The organism is Pseudomonas sp. Mb7, assembly GCF_054790525.1.
This window is the reverse complement of the sequence record NZ_CP186501.1, coordinates 3,018,468-3,042,477: the sequence shown is the minus strand read 5'-3', so window position 1 is coordinate 3,042,477 and position 24,010 is coordinate 3,018,468. Positions and strand designations below refer to the sequence as shown.

21 protein-coding genes are annotated in these 24,010 nt (G+C 60.1%); 13 read left to right on the top strand and 8 right to left on the bottom strand.

Annotated features, from left to right (window positions below; genetic code table 11):
• Position 1: 1 nt before the first annotated feature.
• The 5 genes from ACOYXH_RS13590 to gloB form a co-directional block, all read right to left on the bottom strand.
• A complete protein-coding gene (locus tag ACOYXH_RS13590; protein ID WP_007910584.1) occupies positions 2-1,075 on the bottom strand; it encodes a microcin C ABC transporter permease YejB in 1,074 nt (357 codons plus the stop codon).
• A gap of 4 nt (positions 1,076-1,079) precedes the next feature.
• Entirely contained in the window at positions 1,080-2,921 is a 1,842-nt protein-coding gene (locus ACOYXH_RS13585; RefSeq protein ID WP_095047908.1) for an extracellular solute-binding protein, read from the bottom strand.
• Entirely contained in the window at positions 2,918-4,750 is a 1,833-nt protein-coding gene (locus tag ACOYXH_RS13580; protein WP_095047907.1) for an extracellular solute-binding protein, read from the bottom strand. Before ACOYXH_RS13580 ends, ACOYXH_RS13585 begins: the two co-directional genes overlap by 4 nt.
• A gap of 312 nt (positions 4,751-5,062) precedes the next feature.
• On the bottom strand, positions 5,063-6,526 hold the full coding sequence (locus ACOYXH_RS13575) for a transglycosylase SLT domain-containing protein (protein WP_093430717.1): 1,464 nt from the start codon (positions 6,524-6,526) through the stop codon (positions 5,063-5,065).
• 99 nt (positions 6,527-6,625) lie between these two features.
• On the bottom strand, positions 6,626-7,393 hold the full coding sequence (gloB, locus tag ACOYXH_RS13570; RefSeq protein WP_460064926.1) for a hydroxyacylglutathione hydrolase: 768 nt from the start codon (positions 7,391-7,393) through the stop codon (positions 6,626-6,628).
• A 66-nt stretch (positions 7,394-7,459) separates the two neighbouring features.
• On the opposite strand from gloB, the gene ACOYXH_RS13565 reads away from it, so the two are divergent.
• The 5 genes from ACOYXH_RS13565 to ACOYXH_RS13545 all read left to right on the top strand — a co-directional run bounded on the left by ACOYXH_RS13565 (position 7,460) and on the right by ACOYXH_RS13545 (position 12,746).
• Positions 7,460-8,218 (top strand): class I SAM-dependent methyltransferase, encoded by a 759-nt coding sequence (locus ACOYXH_RS13565; protein WP_460064924.1) that lies wholly within the window; start codon positions 7,460-7,462, stop codon positions 8,216-8,218.
• Positions 8,219-8,308: 90 nt separating this feature from the next.
• The gene (gene rnhA / locus ACOYXH_RS13560) at positions 8,309-8,779 is read left to right on the top strand and encodes a ribonuclease HI (protein WP_093430719.1); all 471 of its coding nucleotides are present in this window, start codon (positions 8,309-8,311) and stop codon (positions 8,777-8,779) included.
• Between the two features lie 190 nt (positions 8,780-8,969).
• On the top strand, positions 8,970-9,728 hold the full coding sequence (gene dnaQ / locus ACOYXH_RS13555; protein ID WP_093430720.1) for a DNA polymerase III subunit epsilon: 759 nt from the start codon (positions 8,970-8,972) through the stop codon (positions 9,726-9,728).
• 133 nt (positions 9,729-9,861) lie between these two features.
• Entirely contained in the window at positions 9,862-12,117 is a 2,256-nt protein-coding gene (locus tag ACOYXH_RS13550; protein ID WP_220556389.1) for an Orn/Lys/Arg family decarboxylase, read from the top strand.
• Positions 12,118-12,131: 14 nt separating this feature from the next.
• On the top strand, positions 12,132-12,746 hold the full coding sequence (locus ACOYXH_RS13545) for a GNAT family N-acetyltransferase (protein WP_095047904.1): 615 nt from the start codon (positions 12,132-12,134) through the stop codon (positions 12,744-12,746).
• Here the strand turns inward: ACOYXH_RS13545 and ACOYXH_RS13540 are convergent.
• Both ACOYXH_RS13540 and ACOYXH_RS13535 read right to left on the bottom strand, forming a co-directional pair.
• Positions 12,712-13,605 carry a LysR family transcriptional regulator gene (locus tag ACOYXH_RS13540; RefSeq protein WP_095047903.1) on the bottom strand — a complete coding sequence of 298 codons (894 nt, stop codon included), beginning with the start codon at positions 13,603-13,605 and terminating at the stop codon, positions 12,712-12,714. The genes ACOYXH_RS13545 and ACOYXH_RS13540 overlap by 35 nt on opposite strands.
• An 85-nt stretch (positions 13,606-13,690) precedes the next feature.
• Positions 13,691-13,921, bottom strand: a complete 231-nt coding sequence (locus ACOYXH_RS13535) for a hypothetical protein (RefSeq protein ID WP_093430724.1) — start codon at positions 13,919-13,921, stop codon at positions 13,691-13,693.
• A gap of 185 nt (positions 13,922-14,106) precedes the next feature.
• On the opposite strand from ACOYXH_RS13535, the gene ACOYXH_RS13530 reads away from it, so the two are divergent.
• Entirely contained in the window at positions 14,107-14,664 is a 558-nt protein-coding gene (locus tag ACOYXH_RS13530; RefSeq protein ID WP_038366013.1) for an NADPH-dependent FMN reductase, read from the top strand.
• A 153-nt stretch (positions 14,665-14,817) separates the two neighbouring features.
• Entirely contained in the window at positions 14,818-16,101 is a 1,284-nt protein-coding gene (locus ACOYXH_RS13525; RefSeq protein WP_460064920.1) for an arsenic transporter, read from the top strand.
• A 185-nt stretch (positions 16,102-16,286) separates the two neighbouring features.
• Here ACOYXH_RS13525 and ACOYXH_RS13520 read toward each other — a convergent pair whose 3' ends face one another.
• Positions 16,287-17,237: a DUF1853 family protein gene (locus tag ACOYXH_RS13520; protein WP_460410808.1), complete on the bottom strand. Its 951-nt coding sequence runs from the start codon at positions 17,235-17,237 to the stop codon at positions 16,287-16,289.
• 115 nt (positions 17,238-17,352) lie between these two features.
• Between ACOYXH_RS13520 and ACOYXH_RS13515 the strand changes: the two genes are divergently transcribed.
• Genes ACOYXH_RS13515 through pepN form a run of 6 tightly spaced genes read left to right on the top strand, consistent with a single transcriptional unit; the run spans position 17,353 to position 23,868 of the window.
• Positions 17,353-18,243, top strand: a complete 891-nt coding sequence (locus ACOYXH_RS13515; protein ID WP_003224174.1) for an NAD(+) kinase — start codon at positions 17,353-17,355, stop codon at positions 18,241-18,243.
• Positions 18,243-19,214: a metallophosphoesterase gene (locus ACOYXH_RS13510; protein WP_007919225.1), complete on the top strand. Its 972-nt coding sequence runs from the start codon at positions 18,243-18,245 to the stop codon at positions 19,212-19,214. The genes ACOYXH_RS13515 and ACOYXH_RS13510 overlap by 1 nt, the downstream gene beginning before the upstream one ends.
• Positions 19,211-20,080 carry a rhomboid family intramembrane serine protease gene (locus ACOYXH_RS13505; protein WP_095047900.1) on the top strand — a complete coding sequence of 290 codons (870 nt, stop codon included), beginning with the start codon at positions 19,211-19,213 and terminating at the stop codon, positions 20,078-20,080. The genes ACOYXH_RS13510 and ACOYXH_RS13505 overlap by 4 nt, the downstream gene beginning before the upstream one ends.
• Before the next feature lie 32 nt (positions 20,081-20,112).
• A complete protein-coding gene (locus ACOYXH_RS13500; RefSeq protein ID WP_007919229.1) occupies positions 20,113-20,373 on the top strand; it encodes a YeaC family protein in 261 nt (86 codons plus the stop codon).
• Positions 20,370-21,200, top strand: a complete 831-nt coding sequence (locus tag ACOYXH_RS13495) for a DUF2797 domain-containing protein (protein ID WP_093430729.1) — start codon at positions 20,370-20,372, stop codon at positions 21,198-21,200. Before ACOYXH_RS13500 ends, ACOYXH_RS13495 begins: the two co-directional genes overlap by 4 nt.
• Positions 21,201-21,210: 10 nt before the next feature.
• Positions 21,211-23,868, top strand: coding sequence for an aminopeptidase N (gene pepN / locus ACOYXH_RS13490; RefSeq protein WP_320413098.1), 2,658 nt, complete (start codon positions 21,211-21,213; stop codon positions 23,866-23,868).
• Positions 23,869-24,010: the final 142 nt, after the last annotated feature.

Below are 24,010 nucleotides of genomic sequence, written 5' to 3'. Positions count from 1 at the left end.
CTCAATGCTCCCGGCTTTCGAAGTCGATGCGCGGATCGACCAAGGTGTAGGTGAGGTCGCCGATCAGTTTCACCACCAGCCCCAGCAGGGTGAAGATGAACAGGGTACCGAACACCACCGGGTAATCGCGGTTGATCGCCGCTTCAAAGCTCATCAGGCCGAGACCGTCGAGGGAGAAAATCACTTCCACCAGCAAGGATCCTGTGAAGAAGATGCCGATGAACGCCGACGGGAATCCGGCAATCACCAGCAGCATGGCGTTGCGGAACACATGGCCGTACAACACGCGATGGCGGGTCAGGCCTTTGGCCTTGGCGGTGACCACGTATTGCTTGTTGATTTCGTCGAGAAAGCTGTTTTTGGTCAGCAGGGTCATGGTTGCGAAGTTACCGATCACCAGTGCGGTCACCGGCAGCGCCAGGTGCCAGAAGTAATCGAGGATCTTGCCGCCGAAGCTCAGTTCATCGAAGTTGTTTGAGGTCAGGCCCCTTAGCGGGAACCAGTCGAGATAACTGCCGCCGGCAAACACCACGATCAGCAGGATCGCAAAGAGAAACGCCGGGATCGCATAGCCGACGATGATCGCCGAACTGGTCCAGACGTCGAAATGGCTGCCGTGCCGCGTGGCCTTGGCGATCCCCAGCGGGATCGACACCAGGTACATGATCAGCGTGCTCCACAGCCCCAGCGAGATCGACACCGGCATCTTTTCCTTGATCAGGTCGATCACCTTGGCGTCGCGGAAGAAACTGTCGCCGAAATCCAGCTGCGCGTAGTTCTTGACCATGATCCACAGACGTTCCGGGGCCGATTTGTCGAACCCGTACATGTGCTCGATTTCCTTGATCAGCGCCGGGTCCAGACCCTGTGCGCCGCGATAGGAGGAGCCGGCCACCGACACCTCGGCACCGCCGCCGGCAATCCGGCTGGTGGCGCCTTCGAAGCCTTCGAGCTTGGCGATCATCTGTTCCACCGGGCCACCGGGCGCGGCCTGGATGATCACGAAGTTGATCAGCAGAATGCCGAACAGGGTCGGGATGATCAGCAGCAGTCGCCGAAAAATATACGCCAGCATCTGATTACTCCGTGCCCACAGGGTCGGCTTGCAGTTTGGTTTCGACTTCTACTGCCGGTTTTGCGTCGGGCTTGACCCACCAGGTGTTAATCCCGATGTCGTACTTGGGCGAGACTTTCGGGTGACCGATGTGGTTCCAGTACGCCACGCGCCAGGTCTTGATGTGCCAGTTCGGCACCACGTAGTAACCCCATTGCAGCACGCGATCCAGTGCGCGGGCGTGGGCCACCAGGCTTTTGCGTGAGTCGGCGTTGATCAGGTTTTCGACCAGTTGATCGACAATCGGATCCTTCAGGCCAATGGTGTTGCGGCTGCTCGGTTTGTCGGCAGCGGCGCTCATCCAGAATTCGCGCTGTTCGTTACCCGGTGAGTTGGACTGCGGGAAGCTGCCGACCATCATGTCGAAGTCCCGCGAACGCACGCGGTTGATGTACTGCGAAACGTCGACGCGGCGGATTACCAGATCGATGCCAAGGTCGCTGAGGTTGCGCTTGAACGGCAGCAGTACGCGTTCGAATTCGGTCTGCGCGAGCAGGAACTCGATCACCACCGGTTTGCCCGTGGCGTCGACCATTTTGTCGTCGACGATCTTCCAGCCAGCTTCTTGCAGCAGTTGGTAGGCCTCGCGCTGCTGCGCGCGGATCATGCCGCTGGCATCGGTCTTCGGATTCTCGAACGCTTCGCTGAACACCTGCGCCGGCAGTTTGCTGCGGAACGGCTCGAGGATCGCCACTTGATCGGCGTCGGGCAGGCCGGTGGCGGCCATTTCCGAGTTTTCGAAATAGCTGCGGGTGCGGAAGTAGGCGCTGTTGAACAGTTGTTTGTTGGTCCACTCGAAATCGAACAGCAGACCGAGTGCCTGACGCACCCGCACATCCTGAAACACCGGGCGACGCAGGTTGAAGACGAAGCCCTGCATGCCGGTCGGGTTGCTGTTGGCGATCTGTTCCTTGATCAAGCGGCCTTCGGTAACCGCCGGGATGTTGTAGGCGTTGGCCCAGTTCTTTGCGGTCATTTCCAGCCAGTAATCGAATTGTCCGGCCTTCAGCGCTTCGAGCGCGACGGTGTTGTCGCGGTAGTAATCGGTGGTCATCGTGTCGAAGTTGTAGAAGCCACGGTTGACCGGCAGGTCCTTGCCCCAGTAATCCTTGACCCGCTCGTAACGCACTGAACGTCCGGCCTTCACTTCGGCAACCTTGTAAGGGCCGCTGCCCAGCGGAATTTCCAGGTTGCCCTTGGTGAAGTCGCGATCGGCCCACCAGTGCTTGGGCAGCACCGGTAACTGGCCGAGGATCAGCGGTAGTTCACGGTTATTGGTGTGCTTGAACTTGAAGAGCACTTTCAGCGGATCTTCGGCGATCACTTCGGAAACGTCGCTGTAGTAGCCGCGAAACAGCGGTGAGCCTTCCTTGGTCAGCGTGTTGAAGCTGAACACCACGTCCTCGGCGCGTACCGGGTGGCCGTCGTGGAAGCGCGCTTCGGGGCGCAGGTAGAAACGCACCCAGCTGTTGTCCGGGGCTCTTTCGATCTGCCGGGCGATCAGGCCGTATTCGGTGAACGGTTCGTCGAGGCTGTGTTTGGTCAAGGTGTCGTAGATCTGCCCGACATCGTCGGCCGGCACGCCTTTGCTGATAAACGGGTTGAGGCTGTCGAAGCCGCCGAAACCGGCCTGACGGAAGATGCCGCCCTTGGGCGCGTCGGGGTTCACATAATCGAAATGCTTGAAATCGGCTGGGTATTTCGGCGGCTCGTTGTACAGGGTCACGGCGTGTTGCGGAGCGGCAAAGGCCAGCCCGGCGAACAGCAAACCGCTGGCCTGGACGAGCAGGGCGCGGATCGGTTTCATTGATCTTTCTCCGAAGACTTCAGCCACCACGCGCTCAGGCCCAGAGTGTAGGGCGGCGTGGTGACGTGGGCCAACCGGTTGCGGTAGGCCAGACGGTGATAATTGAGGTACCAATTGGGAATGCTGTAGTGCTGCCAGAGCAGCACGCGGTCGAGCGCCTTGCCGGCGGCAACCTGCTCGTCGCGGGTGCGCGCGGCGAGCAATTGTTCGAGCAGGTGATCCACTACCGGGTTGGCAATGCCTGCGTAATTCTTGCTGCCCTTGACCCCGACCTGACTGGAGTGGAAGTACTGCCACTGCTCCAGGCCCGGGCTGAGGGTCTGGTTGAGCGTCATCGAGATCATGTCAAAATCAAATTGATCGAGGCGCTGTTTGTACTGCGCCCGATCCACGGTGCGCAGGCGCGCGTCGATGCCGATGCTGTTGAGGTTCTCGATATAGGGCTGGTAGAGGCGCTCCAGGTTCGGATTGACCAGCAGCAGCTCGAACCGCAGCGGTTGGCCGTCAGCGTTTTGCAGGCGCTGACCGTTGAGCTTCCAGCCGGCTTCGGCGAGCAATGCCAATGCCTTGCGCATGGTTTCCCGGGGAATGCCGCGTCCATCGGTTTTTGGCAGGGTGAACGGCTCGGTGAACAGCTTGGCCGGCAGTTGTTCCTTGTACGGCTTGAGCATCAGCCATTCATGCCCGACCGGCAGGCCGGAGGTGGTGAACTCGCTGTTGGGGTAATAACTGGTGGTGCGTTTGTAGGCATCGCTGAACAGTGCGCGGTTGGTCCACTCGAAGTCGAACATCAGGCCCAGCGCTTCACGGGTCTTAACGTCCGAGAACGTCGCACGGCGGGTGTTCATGAACAGGCCCTGACTCTGGGTCGGGATCTGATGCGGGATCTGTGCCTTGATCACATCGCCACGGCGTATGGCCGGGAAGTTGTAGCCGTTGGCCCAGTTCTTCGCCTGATGCTCGATGTAAATGTCGAATTCGCCAGCCTTGAATGCTTCGAAGGCGACATCGCTGTCGCGGTAGAACTCGACTTCCATGCGATCGAAGTTGTACTTGCCGCGATTGACCGGCAAGTCCTTGCCCCAGTAATCCTTGACCCGCTCGAAGATCAACTGCCGGCCCGGCGTCACCGAAGTGATGCGATAGGGGCCGCTGCCCAGTGGCGGTTCGAAGGTAGTGGCCTTGAAGTCGCGGTCTTTCCAGTAGTGCTGCGGCAGCACCGGCAATTCGCCAAGGCGCAGGATCAGTAGCGGATTGCCCGAGCGCTTGAGCACGAAGCGAATGCGCTGCTTGTTGAGAATGTCGACCCGCAGCACTTCCTGCAACGCGGTACGGTACAGCGGATGGCCGTCCTTGAGCAGCGTTCGATAGGAGAAGGCGACGTCATAAGCGGTGATCGGCGTGCCGTCGTGGAAACGCGCTTCCGGGCGCAGGTTGAAGACTACCCAGCTGCGATCTTCGCTGTACTCCACCGATTGCGCGATCAAACCATAGCTCGACGCCGGCTCGTCACCGGACGGCGAATACTGGCCGGTGCCAACCATCAGCGGCTCGTTCAGTTCATTGATGCCGTACTGGAGGAAATTCGCGGTGGTGACCGGGCTGGTGCCTTTGAACGTGTACGGATTGACCGTATCGAAGGTGCCGAACGCCATTACCCGCAACGTACCGCCCTTAGGCGCTTGCGGGTTGACCCAGTCGAAGTGGGTAAATCTGGCCGGGTACTTGAGCGTGCCGAACTGCGCATAACCGTGACTTTCGGTAATCGTCGCGCTTGCGGTTGAGCTCAAGGCCAGGCTGATCAGGAGCAGGAGGAGGGGACGCTTCAAGTCAGATCCGATCCAGGCGGCTTGGGCTTAGTGGGCCGTACAGTAACAGCTTGTCTGGACAGGAAAAAGATGTGGGTTAAAGAGCCCCTCACCCTAACCCTCTCCCGGGGGGAGAGGGGACTGACTGTGGTGTTTGCGAGAGCTGCGCCGACGTGCGATACCGCGCCGAACTCGGATGTTGAACAGCACGGAGATCGGCTCCCTTTCCCCCTCGCCCCCTTGGGGGAGAGGGCTGGGGTGAGGGGGATGGATCTAATGCACACCTCAAAAACGTGATCAAAAAAAGCCCCTGAAAACTCAGGGGCTCTTCTGTCAGTGCGGCTGATAAACCGTGAGCATCTGCCCCGGCTTCAGTGCTTTACCCGCACCCGGATTCCAGCGCTTGAGATGCTGCATCTCAACGTTGAAGCGCTTGGCCACGACGTACAGCGTGTCGCCGCGTTTGACCTTGTACTGGGTTTGCTGCGCGCTGTCGTCCTTGCCTTTGCTCTTGCTGTTGGCCGCAATCACCGTGTTGACCCGGCCGGATTTGCGTGCCGGCGCGCGCTTGGTGGTGTCTTGCATCACCAGGGTCTGACCAACCTTGAGGTTCTTGCCGGTCAGCTTGTTCCAGCGCTGCAGGTCTTTGACTTCGACCTTGTTGGCCTTGGCGATGGAACCGAGGTTGTCGCCACGCTTCACCCGATAGGCACGCTTGAGCTGCGCCACTTCCGACGGATCGGCGCCTTCGAAGACTGGTTTCAGCGAACGCGGGCTGATCAGCTCTTCCGGACGCATGGTCTGCAAACTGGCCGTCAGCAATTGCGCCTTCGACGTCGGCACCAGCAAATGCTGAGGGCCGTCGATGGTGGTGCGTTGCTTGAAGGCCGGGTTGAGCTGGAACAGTTCGTCTTCGTCGATGTTGGCCACCGCAGCGACCTTGGACAGGTCCATGCGCTGGTTGATTTCGACGACCTGGAAGTACGGTTCGTTGGCGATCGGGTTGAGGTTCACGCCGTAGGCTTCCGGCGCCAGCACCACTTGCGACAGCGCCAGCAGCTTCGGCACGTAGGCCTGGGTTTCCGCCGGCAACGGCAGGTTCCAGTAGTCGGTGGGCAGGCCGAGCTTTTCGTTACGTTCGATGGCGCGGCTGACCGTGCCTTCACCGGCGTTGTACGCCGCCAGGGCCAGCAACCAGTCGCCGTTGAACATGTCGTGCAGGCGGGTCAGGTAATCCATCGCTGCCGTGGTCGAGGCGGTGATGTCGCGACGGCCATCGTAGAAGCGCGTCTGACGCAGATTGAAATAACGCCCTGTGGACGGAATGAATTGCCACAACCCGACTGCATCGGCCCGGGAATAGGCCATCGGGTTGTAGGCGCTTTCAATCACTGGCAGCAGGGCCAGTTCCAGCGGCATGTTGCGTTCTTCGAGGCGTTCGACGATGTAGTGAATATAGAGACTGCCGCGTTCGCCGGCGTTCTCGAGGAAAGAGGGATTGCTGGCGAACCACAGGCGCTGTTGCTCGATGCGCGGGTTGACGCCGAGACCTTCCTGCAGCTGAAAGCCCTGGCGCATCCGTTCCCAGATGTCCTGGGGAACCTGTGGGCTGGGCTTTTCGGACAGCCAGATAGGCTTCTGCTTGGCTCGCGCAGCAATGTTCGGCGTATGGGTCGCTTCAGTCTGCGGAGCATGGCTGGAACAGCCCGCCAGCGTGGCGGACACAGCCACCGCGATGGCTTGCGCCAGGCGGGTCAATGCGTCTGAATTGACGGACTTACGTATGGATGACGACATTGGCTGGAAGTAAGTTCCGGGCAAAAATGTCGGGCGATTCTAGAAAGCGCACCCCCTGCGGTCAACCATTCAGAATTTTTGTACCAAGTGGTGGGGGGCTTAGAACTTATCTTTCCAAGCCCGCAGAGCCGCAAATACCTCACTCGGCGCCCGGTTTTGAGCGCCTGCCCGTTCGTCCACTTTTTGTGTAACTAATGTTTCAGAGGTACGCAAGAACGGATTTGTGAGCTTTTCCAGTGCCAGGGTCGAAGGCAGGGTCATGACGCCGTTTTGCCGCTGCTGAGTGACTTTTTCCAGACGGGCGGCGATGTCCGGATTGCCCGGCTCGACGGCGGCGGCAAACTTCAGATTGCTCAGGGTGTATTCATGGGTGCAGTAGACCAGGGTATCTTCCGGTAGAGCAGCGAGGCGGCTGAGCGAGTGGTGCATTTGCTCCGGCGTGCCCTCGAACAGGCGACCGCAACCGGCGGCGAATAGGGTGTCGCCGCAAAACAGCAGGCCGTGGTGGTAATAGGCAATGTGCCCCAAGGTGTGACCGGGCACCGCATAGACGTCGAAGTCCCAGCCGAGCACGCTGACCGTATCGTTGTCCTCGAGCGCCACGTTGCGCCCCGGGATGCTTTCGCTGGCCGGGCCGTAGACTTTTGCGCCGCTCAGCGCTTTCAGGCGTTCGACGCCGCCGACGTGATCATGATGGTGGTGGGTGATCAGGATATCGCTCAACACCCAGCCCGGATGCGCTGCAAGCCACGCCTGAACCGGCGCGGCATCGCCCGGGTCGACCACGGCGCAGCGCTGGGTGCGGTGATCCTGTAACAACCAGATGTAGTTGTCGGTGAACGCGGGCAGGGCACTGATCTGTATCATCGTCGGAATTCGCCAAGCGGAAAACATTGGCGCATCTTAGTAGTTCCTGGCGCTTTGGAGAATGCGATGATTGATAAAGCGTTCGCACAGGCTGATCCTGACTGGCTGGCCCTGATCGGTGCAGCCCGTGAATGGCTGTCCGGCCCGCTCGGGCAATTTCTGCTCGATGAAGAGCGGCGCATGCTCGAAGACGAGTTGGGCCGTTTCTTTGGCGGTTATCTGGTGCACTACGGGCCATCGGCCGAAACCCCGCCGTCGGCACCGCAAGTGCAGCGCAATGTGCGTCTCGGTGCACCGTTGCCCGGGGTCGAGATCGTCTGCGAGGAGCAGGCCTGGCCGCTGAGCGAGCATGCCGCCGATGTGGTGGTGATGCAGCACGGTCTGGATTTCTGCCTGTCGCCCCACGGTTTGCTGCGTGAAGCAGCGAGCAGCGTGCGTCCCGGTGGGCATTTGCTGATCATCGGCATCAACCCCTGGAGCACCTGGGGGCTGCGCCATGTGTTCGCCCACGACGCCTTGCGCCAGGCGCGCTGCATCTCGCCGTCGCGGGTCGCCGACTGGCTCAATCTGCTGGGCTTCGCGCTGGAGAAACGCCGCTTCGGGTGCTATCGTCCGCCGCTCGCGTCACCCAAGTGGCAGGCCCGTCTGGCCGGCTGGGAACGCAAGGCCGGTGACTGGCAATTGTCGGGTGGCGGCTTCTATTTACTGGTCGCGCGCAAGATTGTGGTCGGACTGCGACCGTTGCGTCAGGAGCGGCGCGAGCCGATGGGCAAGCTGATTCCGCTGCCGATGGCCAAGGTCAACCGCCGTCGTATCGAACCGTAAACCTTCTTTTATTTGTGGCCGGGTGTGTCCCGGCCTCGGTCATTGTCGATCCGTGATCGGCAGGACAGGCATTTTTCTGGATAGATTGGCATGAGCGAAAGCGTTGAAAGCGTCGACACCGTAGAGCTGTTCACTGACGGCGCCTGCAAAGGCAACCCCGGCCCCGGCGGCTGGGGCGCCTTGCTGGTGTGCAAGGGCGTCGAAAAGGAACTGTGGGGTGGCGAAACCAACACCACCAATAACCGCATGGAGCTGCTCGGCGCGATCCGTGGCCTCGAAGCCTTGAAGCGGCCGTGTGAAGTATTGCTGGTGACCGACTCGCAGTACGTGATGAAGGGCATCAACGAGTGGATGGCCAACTGGAAGAAGCGCGGCTGGAAAACCGCAGCGAAGGAGCCGGTGAAAAACGCTGATCTGTGGAAAGAGCTGGACGAGCAGGTCAACCGCCACAAGGTTACCTGGAAGTGGGTGCGTGGGCACATTGGCCATCACGGTAACGAGCGGGCTGACCAGCTGGCTAACCGTGGGGTGGATGAGGTTCGCGGTTACAAGCAGAGCTGATTTCGCTTCTGAACCGTGGTGTGGCCATTCGCGAGCAGGCCCGCTCCCACACTGGATCGTGCTCACAACACATTCAATGTGGGAGCGAGCCTGCTCGCGAAGGGCGCGCCACGGTCTGACTGAAACACCCCGCCGAGCGTGTTAACATCCGCGTTTTTTGCAAGATCGACCCGTTGAGAGCTGAACACTGATGGCCACCAGATCCGTTGTACTCGATACCGAAACCACCGGCATGCCGGTGACCGATGGTCACCGGATCATTGAAATCGGTTGTGTCGAACTGATCGGTCGGCGCCTGACGGGCCGGCATTTTCACGTTTACCTGCAGCCGGATCGCGAGAGTGATGAAGGCGCCATCGGCGTCCACGGCATCACCAACGAATTCCTCGTCGGCAAGCCGCGCTTTGCCGAAGTGGCCGATGAGTTCTTCGAGTTCATCAAAGGCGCGCAGCTGATCATCCACAACGCGGCGTTCGACGTTGGCTTCATCAACAACGAATTCGCCCTGATGGGCCAGCACGATCGCGCTGACATTACCCAGCACTGCTCAATCCTCGACACCCTGATGATGGCTCGGGAACGTCACCCGGGGCAGCGCAACAGCCTCGATGCGTTGTGCAAACGTTATGGCGTCGACAACTCCGGCCGTGAACTGCACGGCGCCTTGCTCGACTCGGAGATTCTCGCCGACGTCTACCTGACCATGACCGGTGGCCAGACCAGCCTGTCGCTCGCCGGCAACGCTTCCGACGGCAATGGCACGGGCGAGGGCGCGGACAACTCGGCGACCGAAATTCGGCGCTTGCCGGCTGATCGTCAGCCTGCGCGGATCATTCGTGCGACGGAAGAAGAACTGGCGGCGCATCTGGTGCGGCTGGAAATTATTGCCAAGTCTGCGGGTGGCCCGGCGATGTGGACGCAGATCGCGGAAGCTGACGCCCAGGCTTGAAGATCAACGGATCGGACGATCTTTGCTTTTGGCGGCATGAAGCCAACTGGCCACCCTCGCCACATTCGCTGCAACCCTCTACCCTTGAGTGCATTGGCCGATTCAATTCGGCCGCCTCAGGACACTGAGCCTCATGTACAAAGATTTGAAGTTTCCGGTGTTGATCGTTCATCGCGACATCAAGGCCGACACGGTCGCCGGTGACCGTATCCGTGGCATCGCCCAAGAGTTGGAGCAGGAAGGTTTCAGTATCGTGTCGGCCACCGACTACGCCGAAGGGCGGCTGGTCGCGTCGACCCATCATGGTCTGGCGTGCATGCTGATTGCCGCCGAGGACGCCAGTACGAACTCGCATCTTTTACAGAACATGGCCGAATTGATCGGGCTGGCGCGGGTGCGTGCACCGGATCTGCCGATCTTTGCCCTGGGCGAGCAAGTCACCCTGGAAAATGCGCCGGCCGATGCCATGGCCGAGCTCAATCAACTGCGCGGCATTCTCTATCTGTTCGAAGACACCGTACCGTTCCTCGCCCGGCAAGTGGCCCGTGCGGCGCGCAAGTACCTCGATGGCTTGTTGCCGCCGTTTTTCAAGGCGCTGGTGCAGCACACCGCCGACTCCAATTATTCCTGGCATACCCCCGGCCATGGCGGAGGTGTGGCGTATCACAAGAGTCCGGTCGGGCAGGCGTTTCACCAGTTTTTCGGTGAAAACACGCTGCGTTCGGATTTGTCGGTGTCGGTGCCGGAGCTCGGTTCGCTGCTCGATCACACCGGACCGCTCGCCGAAGCCGAAGCGCGCGCCGCGCGCAATTTCGGCGCCGATCACACCTTTTTCGTGATCAATGGCACCTCGACCGCCAACAAGATTGTCTGGCATTCGATGGTCGCGCGCGACGATCTGGTGCTGGTCGATCGCAACTGCCACAAGTCTGTTTTGCACGCGATCATCATGACCGGGGCGATCCCGCTGTACCTGTGCCCTGAGCGTAATGAGCTGGGGATCATCGGCCCGATCCCGCTGAGCGAATTCAGCCGCGAGTCGATTCAGGCCAAGATCGACGCCAGCCCGCTGACCAAGGGCCGCGCGCCGAAAGTCAAACTCGCCGTGGTCACCAATTCGACTTACGACGGCCTCTGTTACAACGCCGAGCTGATCAAGCAAAGTCTCGGCAACAGCGTCGAGGTGCTGCATTTCGACGAGGCCTGGTACGCCTATGCGGCGTTTCACGAATTCTTCGCCGGGCGCTACGGCATGGCCACCTCGCGCAGCGAAGACAGCCCGCTGGTATTCACTACGCATTCCACGCACAAGCTGCTCGCTGCCTTCAGTCAGGCCTCGATGATTCATGTGCAGGACGGCGGTGCGCGGCAACTGGACCGTGACCGTTTCAATGAAGCGTTCATGATGCACATCTCGACTTCACCGCAGTACAGCATCATCGCCTCGCTCGACGTTGCCTCGGCAATGATGGAAGGCCCGGCCGGGCGTTCGCTGTTGCAGGAAACCTTTGACGAAGCGCTGAGCTTCCGTCGCGCGCTGGCCAATCTGCGGCAGCACATCGCCGCCGATGACTGGTGGTTTTCGATCTGGCAGCCGCCGGGTGTCGAGGGCATCGACCGCGTGCAGACCGAAGACTGGTTATTGCAACCGGATGCCGAGTGGCATGGTTTTGGGGAGGTCAGCGACGATTACGTGTTGCTCGATCCGATCAAAGTCACGCTGGTCATGCCGGGATTGAACGCCGGCGGCGCGCTGAGCGAGAAGGGCATCCCGGCGGCGGTGGTCAGTAAATTCCTCTGGGAGCGGGGGCTGGTGGTGGAGAAGACCGGTCTGTATTCATTTCTGGTGCTGTTCTCCATGGGCATTACCAAAGGCAAATGGAGCACGCTGCTCACCGAGTTGCTGGAATTCAAACGCAGCTACGACGCCAATGTGCGCCTCGACACCTGCCTGCCGTGTGTTGCCCAGCAAGACACCGTGCGTTATCGCGGCATGGGCCTGCGGGATTTGTGTGATCAACTGCACGCCTGTTACCGCAGCAATGCCACGGCCAAACACCTCAAACGCATGTACACCGTGTTGCCGGAAATTGCCATGAAACCGGCGCACGCCTACGATCATCTGGTGCGTGGCGAAGTCGAGGCGGTGCCGATCGATGATCTGGAAGGACGCATCGCCGCGGTGATGCTGGTGCCGTATCCGCCGGGGATTCCGCTGATCATGCCCGGCGAACGCTTTACCGAGTCGACGCGCTCGATCATTGATTACCTGAAATTTGCTCGCACGTTCGATAGCAGCTTCCCCGGTTTTGTCGCGGATGTGCATGGATTGCAGCACGAAGATGAAGGCAATGGGCGGCAATACACCGTCGATTGCGTCAAGGAATGAGGACTTTTCCCAGTATGCAACCGGTCATGAATCCGAAATACCCAGGGCTGTCGGTGCGCGTCGCCGATGAAGGCTTTGCGCCGTATATCTGGGGCAGCGACTTCAGTTTTGAGGTCGCCGCCTATGGCGCTGCCGTGATCGGCCAGCCTGTCGAGCAATGGCGGGTGACGCCGATCGTGCCGTACCGCAAGTGCTACGGCATCGATCCGGAAGAGTTCAGCGCCTTTCATAACGCGCCGGATAGCGCGATTTTCATGGCATATCTGGATGATCAGCCGGTCGGCCATCTGGTGATCAGTACCAACTGGAACGGCTTCGCCCATATCGATGAGCTGGCGGTGCATGCGCCGGCGCGGCGCCATGGCGTGGCCAAGGCGTTGCTCGATGTCGCGCAGTTCTGGAGTCGCAAGAAAAAACTGCCGGGGATCATGCTCGAAACCCAGAACAACAACCTCGGCGCTTGTCGGCTGTATGAGCGTTGCGGCTATGTAATGGGTGGCATCGACCAGTTGCGCTATCGCGGCATCGATCCGAACACCGCCGAAGTGGCGCTGTTCTGGTATCGATTGTTCGATAACCCGCTGGAAAACCCTGTCAGCTCGCCAGCATCGCCTCGGCTTGTTCCGTGATGATCGCCAGTAGCGTCTGAATCGCCGATGCCGGCGCGATGTGCTTGAACGTTAGGGCATAGAGGCTGATCGGCACGGCCGGCGACAGCGGGCACACGTCGAGTCCGGCGGCGCGCGCACCCAGTGCGGTGAACGGATCGACGATGGCCAGGCCTTCGCCGGCCTCGACCATGCTGCGCATCATCTGATGGGTTTGTACGCGGGTCTGGATGCTCGGTGCCGGGCGCAACGCCTGGAGTTTGTTTTCCAGCGCCGGGCTCAGCGGGTCCTGGCCTTCGAGGCCGACCATGGCCTGGCCAGCGAGATCTTGCAGGGAAATGTATTTCTGTTTTGGTTGCAGCCAGCCATGGGGGGCGAGCAGTTGCAGCTTGCCCTGGGCCAATGGCCGGCAATCAATGTCGGGGTGTTCGGGATCGTGCAGGCTCAAGCCGAGATCGCTTTCACGTAATAGCAGGCTGCGGACGATATCGCGGGTTGGCGCGCTGAGCAGGCTGCACGGTGCATCGGGCAGGCGTCGGCGCAGGGCGGCAAGGCTTTGTGGCAGTAATTGTTGCGCCAGCGGCGGGGTGCCGATGATACGCAGGGGCGGGGCGAGGTATTGTTTGAGGCTGCTGGCCAGACGCTGCACTGGCTCCAGCGCTTCATAAACGTGGGCGATTTCGACCTGCAATGCCCGCGCTTCGGGCGTCGATTGCAGGCGCCCGCGTACGCTGGCGAACAGCATGAACCCCAACTGACTCTCGGCTTCGCGCAAACGCTCTTCGACCTCGGCCACCGGCAACTGCAACCATTCGGCGGCGGTGCCCAGGTGACCGGTCTGCAAGAGCGCCTGAATCACTTCGATATGACGTAAACGCATGCGTGAAGTCCATGTTCAGCAGGTGGGGTCAGTGGCTGAATCCTACCCCAACTCTGCGCATATGACTTCTGCTCATAACGGCCAGTTATGAAGCGACGGTGGTCTCAGGCTCACGGGTCAGGGTGATGCCTGACTGAACCAGGAGAAACTCGTTGTCGTTGACCTTGTTGACGCGATCGCCAATGGCCAGTTTGTAAATCGGCTCCGAGCCAGTGGAACCGTCTGCCGACGGGTTGGATTCCTGGAACTCATGCACGGAATAAACGCGGCCTTCCGCATCTCTTGCATGGAACTGACCGACCAGTACTGCTGCCATCTGCTTAGAACCTCTGGAGATAAAACGCTTGATTTGCGGCTTGGTAGACCGCTATCAAGGCCTGTAAGTTTTCCTACAGGAAAAAAATAATCAGCGCGCGGGAATTTCCCATTGTGTGCTGGTGGAGTCGTCACCGGATCATCTATAACTACGGGCTCCTCCCACGGACCATCGAGAGTTCTTCCATGAGCAATGTCTACAACGTCGCTGTAGTGGTCGGTAGCCTGCGCAAAGCTTCGATCAATCGCAAAGTCGCCCTGGCACTGGCGGAGCTGGCCCCGGCTAACCTCAAGCTTGAGATTGTCGAAATTGGCGATCTGCCACTGTATAACGAAGACATCGACGGCGACTCACCGCCGGCAGCCTACAGCACTTTCAGGCAAAAAGTGGGTTCTTCCGACGCGGTGCTGTTTGTCACGCCCGAGTACAACCGTTCGGTGCCGGCGCCATTGAAGAATGCCATCGACGTCGGCTCGCGGCCTTATGGCAAGGCTGTCTGGAGTGGCAAACCGGGGGCGGTGATCAGCGTATCGCCGGGTGCGATCGGTGGTTTCGGCGCGAATCAGCATCTGCGCCAGTCGTTCGTGTTTCTCAACGTGCCGTGCATGCAGCAACCGGAAGCGTATCTGGGCGGCGCGGGTTCGGCGTTTGACGAGGCGGGCAAGTTGAGCGAGTCGGTGAAACCTTTTCTGCAAAGCTTTATCAATGCCTACGGACAATTCGTAGAGCAACACAAAAAGTAACCTGTACACGGAACAACGTAGGAGTGAGCCTGCTCGCGATAGCGGTGTGTCAGTCGACCAATTGGTAACTGACAGTCCGCTATCGCGAGCAGGCTCACTCCTACAGGTTTTGTGTTGGCTTCATAACCCCATTTCAATTTAAGGCTGTTGCGGATGCTCGCTGCGTCACTGATTTTCCTGCTGACCATTACCCTTGTCATCTGGCAACCCAAAGGCCTTGGCGTCGGCTGGAGTGCGACGCTTGGCGCGGTGCTGGCGCTGATCTTCGGCGTCGTTCACCTCAGCGACATTCCGCTGGTGTGGCAGATCATCTGGAACGCCACCGGCACCTTTGTCGCGCTGATAATCATCAGCCTGCTGCTCGACGAAGCCGGGTTCTTCAACTGGGCGGCATTGCACGTGGCGCGTTGGGGGCGGGGCAGTGGGCGCAAGCTGTTTGCTTTTATGGTGCTGCTCGGCGCATTGGTGTCGGCGTTGTTTGCCAATGACGGTGCAGCGCTGATCCTCACGCCGATCGTGATTTCGATGTTGCTGGCCCTACGGTTTTCCCCGGCGGCGACGTTGGCGTTCGTCATGGGCGCGGGTTTTATTGCCGACACGGCGAGCCTGCCGCTGGTGGTATCGAACCTGGTCAACATTGTTTCGGCAGACTTCTTCCACATCGGCTTCAACCGCTACGCAGCGGTGATGGTGCCGGTCAACTTCGTCAGCGTGGCGGCGACGCTGGGCATGCTGTTGTGGTTTTTCCGTCGCGACATTCCATCGACGTATGACCCTGAGCAACTCGAGCATCCGGAAACCGCGATCCACGATAAAGCCACGTTTTACGCCGGTTGGGCGGTGTTGGTGATTCTGCTGATCGGCTGCTTTGCGCTGGAGCCGCTGGGCATTCCGATCAGTGCGATATCTGCCGTGTGTGCCGCGCTGTTGCTGGGCATCGCCGCCCGTGGCCACAAGATTTCCACGCGCAAGGTGATGAAAGAGGCACCGTGGCAGATCGTGATTTTCTCGTTGGGCATGTATCTGGTGGTGTATGGCCTGCGCAATGCCGGGCTGACCGTGTATCTGGCCGGTTGGCTGGATGTCTTTGCCGGTCATGGCGTTTGGGGCGCGGCAATGGGCACGGGTGTGCTGACCGCGTTGCTGTCATCGATCATGAACAATTTGCCGACGGTGTTGATTGGTTTGTTGTCGATTGATGCCAGTCAGGCCAGCGGAGTGGTCAAGGAAGCGATGATCTATGCCAACGTGATTGGCAGTGACCTAGGGCCGAAGATCACGCCGATTGGCAGCCTGGCCACGTTGTTGTGGCTGCATGTGCTGGAGCGCAAGGGCATTCACATTGGCTGGGGCTATTACTTCCGGGTCGGGATTGTGTTGACGGTGCCGGTGTTGTTGGTGACGTTGGCGGCTTTGGCTGTGCGGCTGTCCATTTAGACCGAGTCGGCCGCAATCGCTGGCAAGCCAGCTCCCACAGGGATCTTCTGTGTGCTCACTACCTGAGTCACACCACAAAGCCAGTTCCTACTAACTTTGTGGTGTGCTCACTACCTGGACCACACCACAAAACCTGTGGGAGCTGGCTTGCCAGCGATGGGGCCGGTACGGGCGACACAAAAAAATCAGGCCTGGCCGGGGACATTCGGCCAAAGGTCGGAGACCAGAAACAACCGCTCCGCCTCTTCCCATTCCCCCCGCGCATTCTCGATCAGGCGCACCAGCAACTGCGCCGGCGCCAGCGGTTCCAGATCCTCCAGCCACATCCGTAGGTGTTCCAAAGCCCATGTCTGATCCGCCGGATAATGCGCCGGTGCCAGCCAGGCGTGGCGGGGCAGGGGTTGCCAGCGTCCCGCCGGACGTTGAGCGACGAATGCCAGCCAATCCTTCTGATGCAACCAACTGCCGCGCAAATGCTGCGGGTGCGCACCGCTCGGTGATTCAGCTTGCCCGGGCCACGGGTACAGCAAATAACCACCGAGCCACAGCTGCGCGCTGAACACCTCGATATCCAGCGCCGCCAGCACTTCGCGGCTTTCCGGGCGCGCCGAGATCGGAAGTTGATGCTCGGCCAGATGCGCCAGTTTGCGATCCAGCCGATCATGACACCCCGGCCCCAGCCACTGCGCCGGATCACGACCGTCGCCATTCTGCGGGCCGAGATAAAGCTTGATCGCCAGTTCCAGGTGATGCACGCCATCGCGGTCACGCAGCAGCATATCCAGTTCGCCGAGGGTGTGGCCCTCACGGCGGATCGGCAGGTTGGCGGCAATCAGTTCGATCCCCGGCGCATGCTGAACTGCAAATTGCCACAAGCGCTCGTAATACAAGCCCAGACGCCGCGTGCGCGCCTGCGACAGCCAATGCAACAAGCCATAACTGTCGCGGTCGAGCTGGCGCAACCAGTGCTCCAGTCGCTGCGGGTCATGCACCCAATCGCTGCCCGCCAGCGGATGACGCTGCGGCCATGGCGTGGTGGCGAGCATCGGCGGGGCGAGGATCACCCACGCCAGATCCCGCACTTCCGGGTGGCGTAATTGGTGGGGCAACTGAAGCAAATCGGGAAACAGGATCATCTTGCGAGCATAGCCTGAAACATGAGCGCACCCTTGAGGCTGAAAGGATTTTGTCTAACCGACGCTTTCGCCCATAATCGTGCTTTTCGCGTTTTCGATTGTCCGCAGAGGTCCCATGGAGCAATTTCGTAATATCGGCATCATCGGTCGCCTGGGCAGTTCCCAGGTGCTGGATACCGTCCGCCGACTGAAACGGTTTCTGCTCGATCGTCACCTGCATGTGATCCTCGAAGACACCATCGCCGAGGTCCTGCCGGGCCACGGCCTGCAAACCTCGTCGCGCAAGATGCTCGGCGAAGTCTGCGACATGGTCATCGTTGTCGGCGGTGACGGCAGCCTGCTCGGCGCCGCGCGAGCGCTGGCCAAACACAATATTCCGGTGCTGGGGATCAACCGTGGCAGCCTCGGTTTCCTCACCGACATTCGTCCGGATGAGCTGGAAGTCGAAGTCGCCAAGGTGCTCGACGGTCACTATCTGGTGGAAAACCGCTTCCTGCTGCAAGCCGAAGTGCGCCGCCACGCCGAGGCCATCGGCCAGGGCGATGCGCTCAACGACGTGGTGCTGCACCCCGGCAAATCGACCCGGATGATCGAGTTCGAGCTGTATATCGACGGTCAGTTCGTCTGCAGCCAGAAGGCCGACGGCCTGATCGTCGCGACGCCGACCGGTTCCACCGCGTATGCGCTGTCTGCCGGCGGGCCGATCATGCATCCCAAGCTCGATGCCATTGTGATTGTGCCGATGTACCCCCATATGTTGTCGAGCAGGCCAATTGTGGTCGATGGCAACAGTGAGCTGAAAATCGTCGTGTCGAAAAACATGCAGATTTACCCGCAAGTCTCCTGCGATGGGCAGAACCACTTCACTTGCGCGCCGGGCGACACCATCACCGTCAGCAAGAAAGCACAGAAGCTGCGGCTGATTCATCCGCTCGACCACAACTACTACGAAGTCTGCCGCACCAAGCTCGGCTGGGGCAGCAAGCTGGGCGGTGGAGGCGACTGATGCTCGATCCCGCGCGCAGTTATGACCTGATCGGTGACGTGCACGGATGCGCCCTGACTCTCGAACACTTGCTTGACCGCCTCGGTTATCACAAGCAGGGCGGGGTCTGGCGGCATCCATCGCGCATGGCCGTGTTCGTCGGCGACATCATCGACCGTGGCCCGCGCATTCGCGAGGCGCTGCACATCGTCCACGACATGGTCGAGGCAGGTCAGGCCTTGTGCATCATGGGCAACCACGAATTCAATGCTCTGGGCTGGAGCACCCCGGCGCTACCGGGCAGCGGCAAGCAGTTCGTTCGCGAACACACGCCGCGCCACGCGCGTCTGCTGCACGAAACCCTGACCCAGTTCGAAGACCATCCCGGTGACTGGCACGATTTCCAACGCTGGTTCTATGAGTTGCCGCTGTTTGTCGACGCCGGCCGCTTCCGCGTCGTGCATGCCTGTTGGGATGCCGGCCTGATCGAGCCGTTGCGCGCGCTGTTCCCCAATGGCTGCATCGATGAACACTTCCTCCAGGCCTCGGCCGTGCCGGACAGCTTCGCCTGCACCGTGTTCGACCGTCTGTTGCGCGGCACCGACATGCGCCTGCCGGATGGTCTGACCATGACCAGCGGCGATGGTCTGGTGCGGTCGTTCTTCCGCACCAAGTTCTGGGAAGACGATCCGAAGACTTACGGCGATATCGTTTTCCAGCCTGATGCACTGCCAGATCCGGTGGCGCAGAAGCCGCTGACGTCCAGCGAAAAAAACAACCTGCTGCGCTACGGCGTCGACGAGCCACTGCTGTTCGTCGGCCATTACTGGCGCAGTGGCAAACCAGCACCGATCCGCCCGAACCTCGCGTGCCTGGATTACAGCGCGGTGCTTTACGGCAAACTGGTCGCCTATCGTCTGGATCAGGAAACACGTCTGGATCCGCATAAATTTGTCTGGGTCGATGTCGAGCGGCCGGAGGTGCTGCAATGAGTGCGGTAGCGGTATTGCGTCTGCCGTTGGCGGTGGACTTGAGTGGTTTCGTCAAACTGCTGCAACGCATGCAGGTCCCGCATAGGGTCAGCGAAGAGGCCGGCGAACAAGTGCTGTGGGCACCGGCGGAAATCAGCGAAGACGTGCGCTCCTTGTACGAGCGCTTTCCGGCGGGTGATCCCGACCAGCAAATGGACATTCCCGTCGCGCCAACCTTCAAGCGGCCGAGCTTCGCCGAGCAACTGAAATACGCCAAGGCCACCGGGTTCATCCTGTTGTTGTGCCTGATCGTTGGCGGGCTGACGTACCTCGGCGAAAACCTGCAAACGCTGCGCTGGTTGACCTTTCTCGATTTTCAAGTTGTGGGCGAGTACATCCATTTCACGCCATTGGCTGACAGCCTGGCGGCAGGGCAGTGGTGGCGTCTGGTCACGCCGATGCTGATCCACTTCGGCATCCTCCATCTGGCCATGAACGGCATGTGGTACTGGGAGCTGGGGCGGCGTATCGAGTCGCGCCAGGGCAGTATCAACCTGATCGGCCTGACGCTGCTGTTCAGCCTGGTTTCCAACTACGCGCAGTTTGTCTGGAGCGGCGCGACGTTGTTCGGCGGTCTGTCCGGCGTGCTTTACGGCTTGCTTGGGCATTGCTGGATCTTCCAACTGCTGGCGCCGAACCCAGCCTATCGCCTGCCGCGTGGCGTGCTGGTGATGATGCTGGTGTGGTTGCTGGTGTGCATGTCCGGGCTGATCTCGATGATCGGTTTCGGCGAAATCGCCAACGCCGCCCACGTCGGCGGGTTACTCATCGGATGCTTCACCGGTTTGTTGGGCGGTTTGTATAACCGCCGTAAACTGGCCGCCTAAAATTTCAGTAGATAAAGAGCACGGAGACCCTGATGTCCTCTTTTAACGACATGATCAACAACATCACCCCGGACATCTACGAGAGCCTGAAACTGGCCGTGGAAATCGGCAAGTGGTCCGACGGTGGCAAACTCACCGCCGAACAGCGCGAGCTGTCGCTGCAGGCGATGATCGCCTGGGAAATCCAGAACCTGCCTGAAGACCAGCGCACCGGTTACATGGGCCCGCAGGAATGTGCATCGAAGTCGATCGAAGTGCCGAACATTCTGTTCAAATCGGATGCCATCCATTGATCGAGATTGGCCGCGGTGCAATCAGCAAAATGTCGGCGCGCCTGGACGGGCCGAACGTGCAATACGCGTTTCGTCTGGATGACGTCGAGGTCCCGGTCAATCCGTTGATTGGCAGTACGGTGCGTCTGGAATACCTGGGGGCGATCCACTGCACCCATTGCGGGCGCAAGACCAAAACCAGTTTCAGTCAGGGTTACTGCTACCCGTGCATGACCAAACTGGCGCAGTGCGACCTGTGCATCATGAGCCCGGAGCGCTGCCACTATGACGCCGGCACCTGCCGCGAGCCGGAGTGGGGCGAAAAATTCTGCATGACCGACCACGTGGTTTACCTGTCCAATTCGTCGGGGATCAAGGTTGGCATCACTCGTGCTACGCAACTGCCGACTCGCTGGATCGATCAGGGCGCATGTCAGGCATTGCCGATCATGCGCGTCTCGACACGGCAGCAATCGGGCTTCGTTGAAGACCTGTTCCGCAGTCAGGTCGCGGATAAAACCAACTGGCGCGCGCTGCTCAAGGGCGATGCGGCGGCGGTCGATCTGGCGCAGGTACGTGACCAGTTATTCGAAAGCTGCGCCGAAGGCCTGCAAGGTTTGCAGGAGCGATTCGGCCTACAGGCTATTCAGACGATTGCCGATGTAGAACCGCTGGAAATCCGCTATCCGGTCGAGCAATACCCGGCCAAAATCGTCAGCTTCAACCTGGACAAGAACCCGATTGCCGAAGGCACGCTGCTGGGGATCAAGGGCCAGTACCTGATCTTCGACACCGGCGTGATCAACATTCGCAAGTACACGGCTTATCAGCTCGCCGTGCATCAATAAGGACGCCAGCATGCGCACCGAACAACCGAAGATGATTTACCTGAAGGACTATCAGGCGCCCGAGTACCTGATCGACGAAACACACCTGACCTTCGAGTTGTTCGAGGATCACAGCCTGGTGCACGCGCAGTTGGTCATGCGCCGCAACCCGGCGCGTGGCCCGGGCCTGCCGCCGCTGGTGCTCGATGGCCAGCAGTTGGAGCTGCTCTCGGTAACGCTGGCGGATCAGGAACTGTCTGACGGCCAATACCAGCTCACGGAAAACCACCTGACCCTGCAACCGGCCAGCGAAACTTTCACGGTCGACACCAGCGTGAAGATCCATCCGGAAACCAACACCGCGCTGGAAGGCCTGTACAAGTCCGGCACGATGTTCTGCACTCAGTGCGAGGCCGAAGGTTTCCGCAAGATCACTTATTACCTCGACCGCCCGGACGTGATGAGCAAGTTCACCACCACCGTGGTCGCGGAACAGCACAGCTATCCGGTGCTGCTCTCCAACGGCAACCCGATTGCCTCGGGCCCGGGCGAAGACGGCCGGCACTGGGCAACCTGGGAAGACCCGTTCATGAAACCGGCGTACCTGTTTGCGCTGGTGGCCGGTGATTTGTGGTGCGTTGAAGACAGCTTCACCACCATGACCAACCGCGATGTTGCACTGCGCATTTACGTCGAGCCGGAAAACATCGACAAGTGCCAGCACGCGATGAATAGCCTGAAGAAGTCGATGCGCTGGGACGAAGAGGTTTACGGTCGCGAGTACGATCTGGACATCTTCATGATCGTCGCCGTCAACGACTTCAACATGGGCGCAATGGAGAACAAAGGCCTCAACATCTTCAACTCCAGCGCCGTACTGGCCCGCGCCGAAACCGCGACCGACGCCGCACACCAGCGCGTTGAAGCAATCGTCGCCCACGAGTATTTCCACAACTGGTCGGGCAACCGCGTGACCTGCCGCGACTGGTTCCAGCTGTCGCTGAAAGAAGGCTTCACCGTATTCCGTGATTCCGGCTTCTCTGCCGACATGAACTCGGCCACGGTCAAGCGAATTCAGGACGTGGCTTATCTGCGCACCCACCAGTTCGCCGAAGATGCCGGCCCGATGGCTCACGCTGTGCGCCCGGACAGCTTTATCGAAATCTCCAACTTCTACACCCTGACCGTATACGAGAAGGGTTCGGAAGTGGTTGGCATGATCCACACCTTGCTCGGCGCCGAAGGCTTCCGTAAGGGCAGCGATCTGTACTTCGAACGCCATGACGGCCAAGCGGTAACCTGCGACGACTTCATCAAAGCGATGGAAGACGCCAACGGTGTCGACCTGAGCCAGTTCAAACGCTGGTACAGCCAGGCCGGCACGCCGCGTCTGGCGGTGAGCGAGTCGTACGACGCCGCCGCGAAAAGCTACAGCCTGACCTTCCGCCAGAGCTGCCCGGAAACCCCGGACAAAGTTGAAAAACTGCCGTTCGTGATTCCGGTCGAACTCGGCCTGCTCGACAGCCAAGGTAACGAGATTGCTTTGCGTCTGAGCGGCGAGGCATCGGCGCAAGGCACCACCCGCGTGATCTCGGTCACCGAAGCCGAGCAGACTTTCACCTTCGTTGATATCGCTGAACAGCCGCTGCCATCGCTGCTGCGCGGCTTCTCCGCGCCGGTGAAACTGAGCTTCCCGTACAACCGCGATCAACTGATGTTCCTGATGCAGCACGACAGCGACGGCTTCAACCGCTGGGATGCCGGTCAGCAACTGTCGGTGCAAGTCCTGCAGGAATTGATTGGCCAGCAACAGAAAGGCGAAAGCCTGAAACTCGATCCGCGTCTGGTGTCGGCGCTGCGTACGGTGCTGTCGGAGGAGTCGCTCGATCAGGCCATGGTCGCCGAAATGCTCTCGTTGCCGGGTGAGGCGTACCTCACTGAAATCAGCGAAGTGGCGGATGTCGATGCCATTCATATCGCCCGTGAGTTCGCGCGTCAGCAACTGGCGGAAGGTTTGTTCGAAGCTCTGTGGCTGCGTTATCAAGCCAATCGTGATCTGTCGAAAAAGACCCCGTATGTGGCCGAGGCCGAGCACTTTGCTCGTCGCGCGCTGCAGAACATTGCATTGTCGTACTTGATGCTCAGCGGTAAGCCGGAAGTATTGGCGGCGGCGCTGGAGCAATTCGAAGCGGCCGACAACATGACCGAACGCCTGACTGCGCTGGCCGTGTTGGTCAACTCGCCATTTGAAGAGCAGAAAGCCTTGGCGCTGGCGAGTTTCGCCGAGCACTTCAAGGACAATCCTCTGGTCATGGATCAGTGGTTCAGCGTGCAGGCCGGCAGCACCTTGCCGGGCGGTCTGGAACGGGTTAAAGCGTTGATGCAACACCCGGCGTTCAACATCAAGAACCCGAACAAGGTGCGTGCACTGGTCGGTGCGTTTGCCGGGCAGAACCTGATCAACTTCCACGCGGCCGATGGCTCAGGTTATCGCTTTCTCGCGGATCTGGTGATCGAGCTGAACGGCTTCAACCCGCAGATCGCTTCGCGCCAACTGGCGCCGCTGACGCGCTGGCGCAAATATGACGATGCGCGTCAGGCTTTGATGAAGGGCGAGCTGGAGCGGATTCGGGCGTCGGGGCAGTTGTCGAGTGATGTGTATGAGGTGGTGAGCAAGAGCCTGGCTTGATGGTGTGTTGGCGTCGGTGTTCCAGCGTTGGACCGGCCCTCACCCTAACCCTCTCCCAGAGGGAGAGGGGACTGACCGGGTTGTATGGTCGAGTGACACCGACCTGAAGGTCCGGAGTCGAACTCAGACTTTGAACGGCCCC

What these genes read in the sequence shown, in the direction of transcription:
- pepN (WP_320413098.1), top strand. Translation starts at nt 21,211, where the DNA reads ATGCGCACCGAACAACCGAAGATGATTTACCTGAAGGACTATCAGGCG.
- gloB (WP_460064926.1), bottom strand. Translation starts at nt 7,393, where the DNA reads ATGATACAGATCAGTGCCCTGCCCGCGTTCACCGACAACTACATCTGG.
- ACOYXH_RS13525 (WP_460064920.1), top strand. Translation starts at nt 14,818, where the DNA reads ATGCTCGCTGCGTCACTGATTTTCCTGCTGACCATTACCCTTGTCATC.
- ACOYXH_RS13530 (WP_038366013.1), top strand. Translation starts at nt 14,107, where the DNA reads ATGAGCAATGTCTACAACGTCGCTGTAGTGGTCGGTAGCCTGCGCAAA.
- ACOYXH_RS13565 (WP_460064924.1), top strand. Translation starts at nt 7,460, where the DNA reads ATGATTGATAAAGCGTTCGCACAGGCTGATCCTGACTGGCTGGCCCTG.
- ACOYXH_RS13535 (WP_093430724.1), bottom strand. Translation starts at nt 13,921, where the DNA reads ATGGCAGCAGTACTGGTCGGTCAGTTCCATGCAAGAGATGCGGAAGGC.
- ACOYXH_RS13575 (WP_093430717.1), bottom strand. Translation starts at nt 6,526, where the DNA reads ATGTCGTCATCCATACGTAAGTCCGTCAATTCAGACGCATTGACCCGC.
- ACOYXH_RS13550 (WP_220556389.1), top strand. Translation starts at nt 9,862, where the DNA reads ATGTACAAAGATTTGAAGTTTCCGGTGTTGATCGTTCATCGCGACATC.
- rnhA (WP_093430719.1), top strand. Translation starts at nt 8,309, where the DNA reads ATGAGCGAAAGCGTTGAAAGCGTCGACACCGTAGAGCTGTTCACTGAC.
- ACOYXH_RS13505 (WP_095047900.1), top strand. Translation starts at nt 19,211, where the DNA reads ATGAGTGCGGTAGCGGTATTGCGTCTGCCGTTGGCGGTGGACTTGAGT.
- dnaQ (WP_093430720.1), top strand. Translation starts at nt 8,970, where the DNA reads ATGGCCACCAGATCCGTTGTACTCGATACCGAAACCACCGGCATGCCG.
- ACOYXH_RS13520 (WP_460410808.1), bottom strand. Translation starts at nt 17,237, where the DNA reads ATGATCCTGTTTCCCGATTTGCTTCAGTTGCCCCACCAATTACGCCAC.
- ACOYXH_RS13545 (WP_095047904.1), top strand. Translation starts at nt 12,132, where the DNA reads ATGCAACCGGTCATGAATCCGAAATACCCAGGGCTGTCGGTGCGCGTC.
- ACOYXH_RS13500 (WP_007919229.1), top strand. Translation starts at nt 20,113, where the DNA reads ATGTCCTCTTTTAACGACATGATCAACAACATCACCCCGGACATCTAC.
- ACOYXH_RS13585 (WP_095047908.1), bottom strand. Translation starts at nt 2,921, where the DNA reads ATGAAACCGATCCGCGCCCTGCTCGTCCAGGCCAGCGGTTTGCTGTTC.
- ACOYXH_RS13590 (WP_007910584.1), bottom strand. Translation starts at nt 1,075, where the DNA reads ATGCTGGCGTATATTTTTCGGCGACTGCTGCTGATCATCCCGACCCTG.
- ACOYXH_RS13510 (WP_007919225.1), top strand. Translation starts at nt 18,243, where the DNA reads ATGCTCGATCCCGCGCGCAGTTATGACCTGATCGGTGACGTGCACGGA.
- ACOYXH_RS13540 (WP_095047903.1), bottom strand. Translation starts at nt 13,605, where the DNA reads ATGCGTTTACGTCATATCGAAGTGATTCAGGCGCTCTTGCAGACCGGT.
- ACOYXH_RS13515 (WP_003224174.1), top strand. Translation starts at nt 17,353, where the DNA reads ATGGAGCAATTTCGTAATATCGGCATCATCGGTCGCCTGGGCAGTTCC.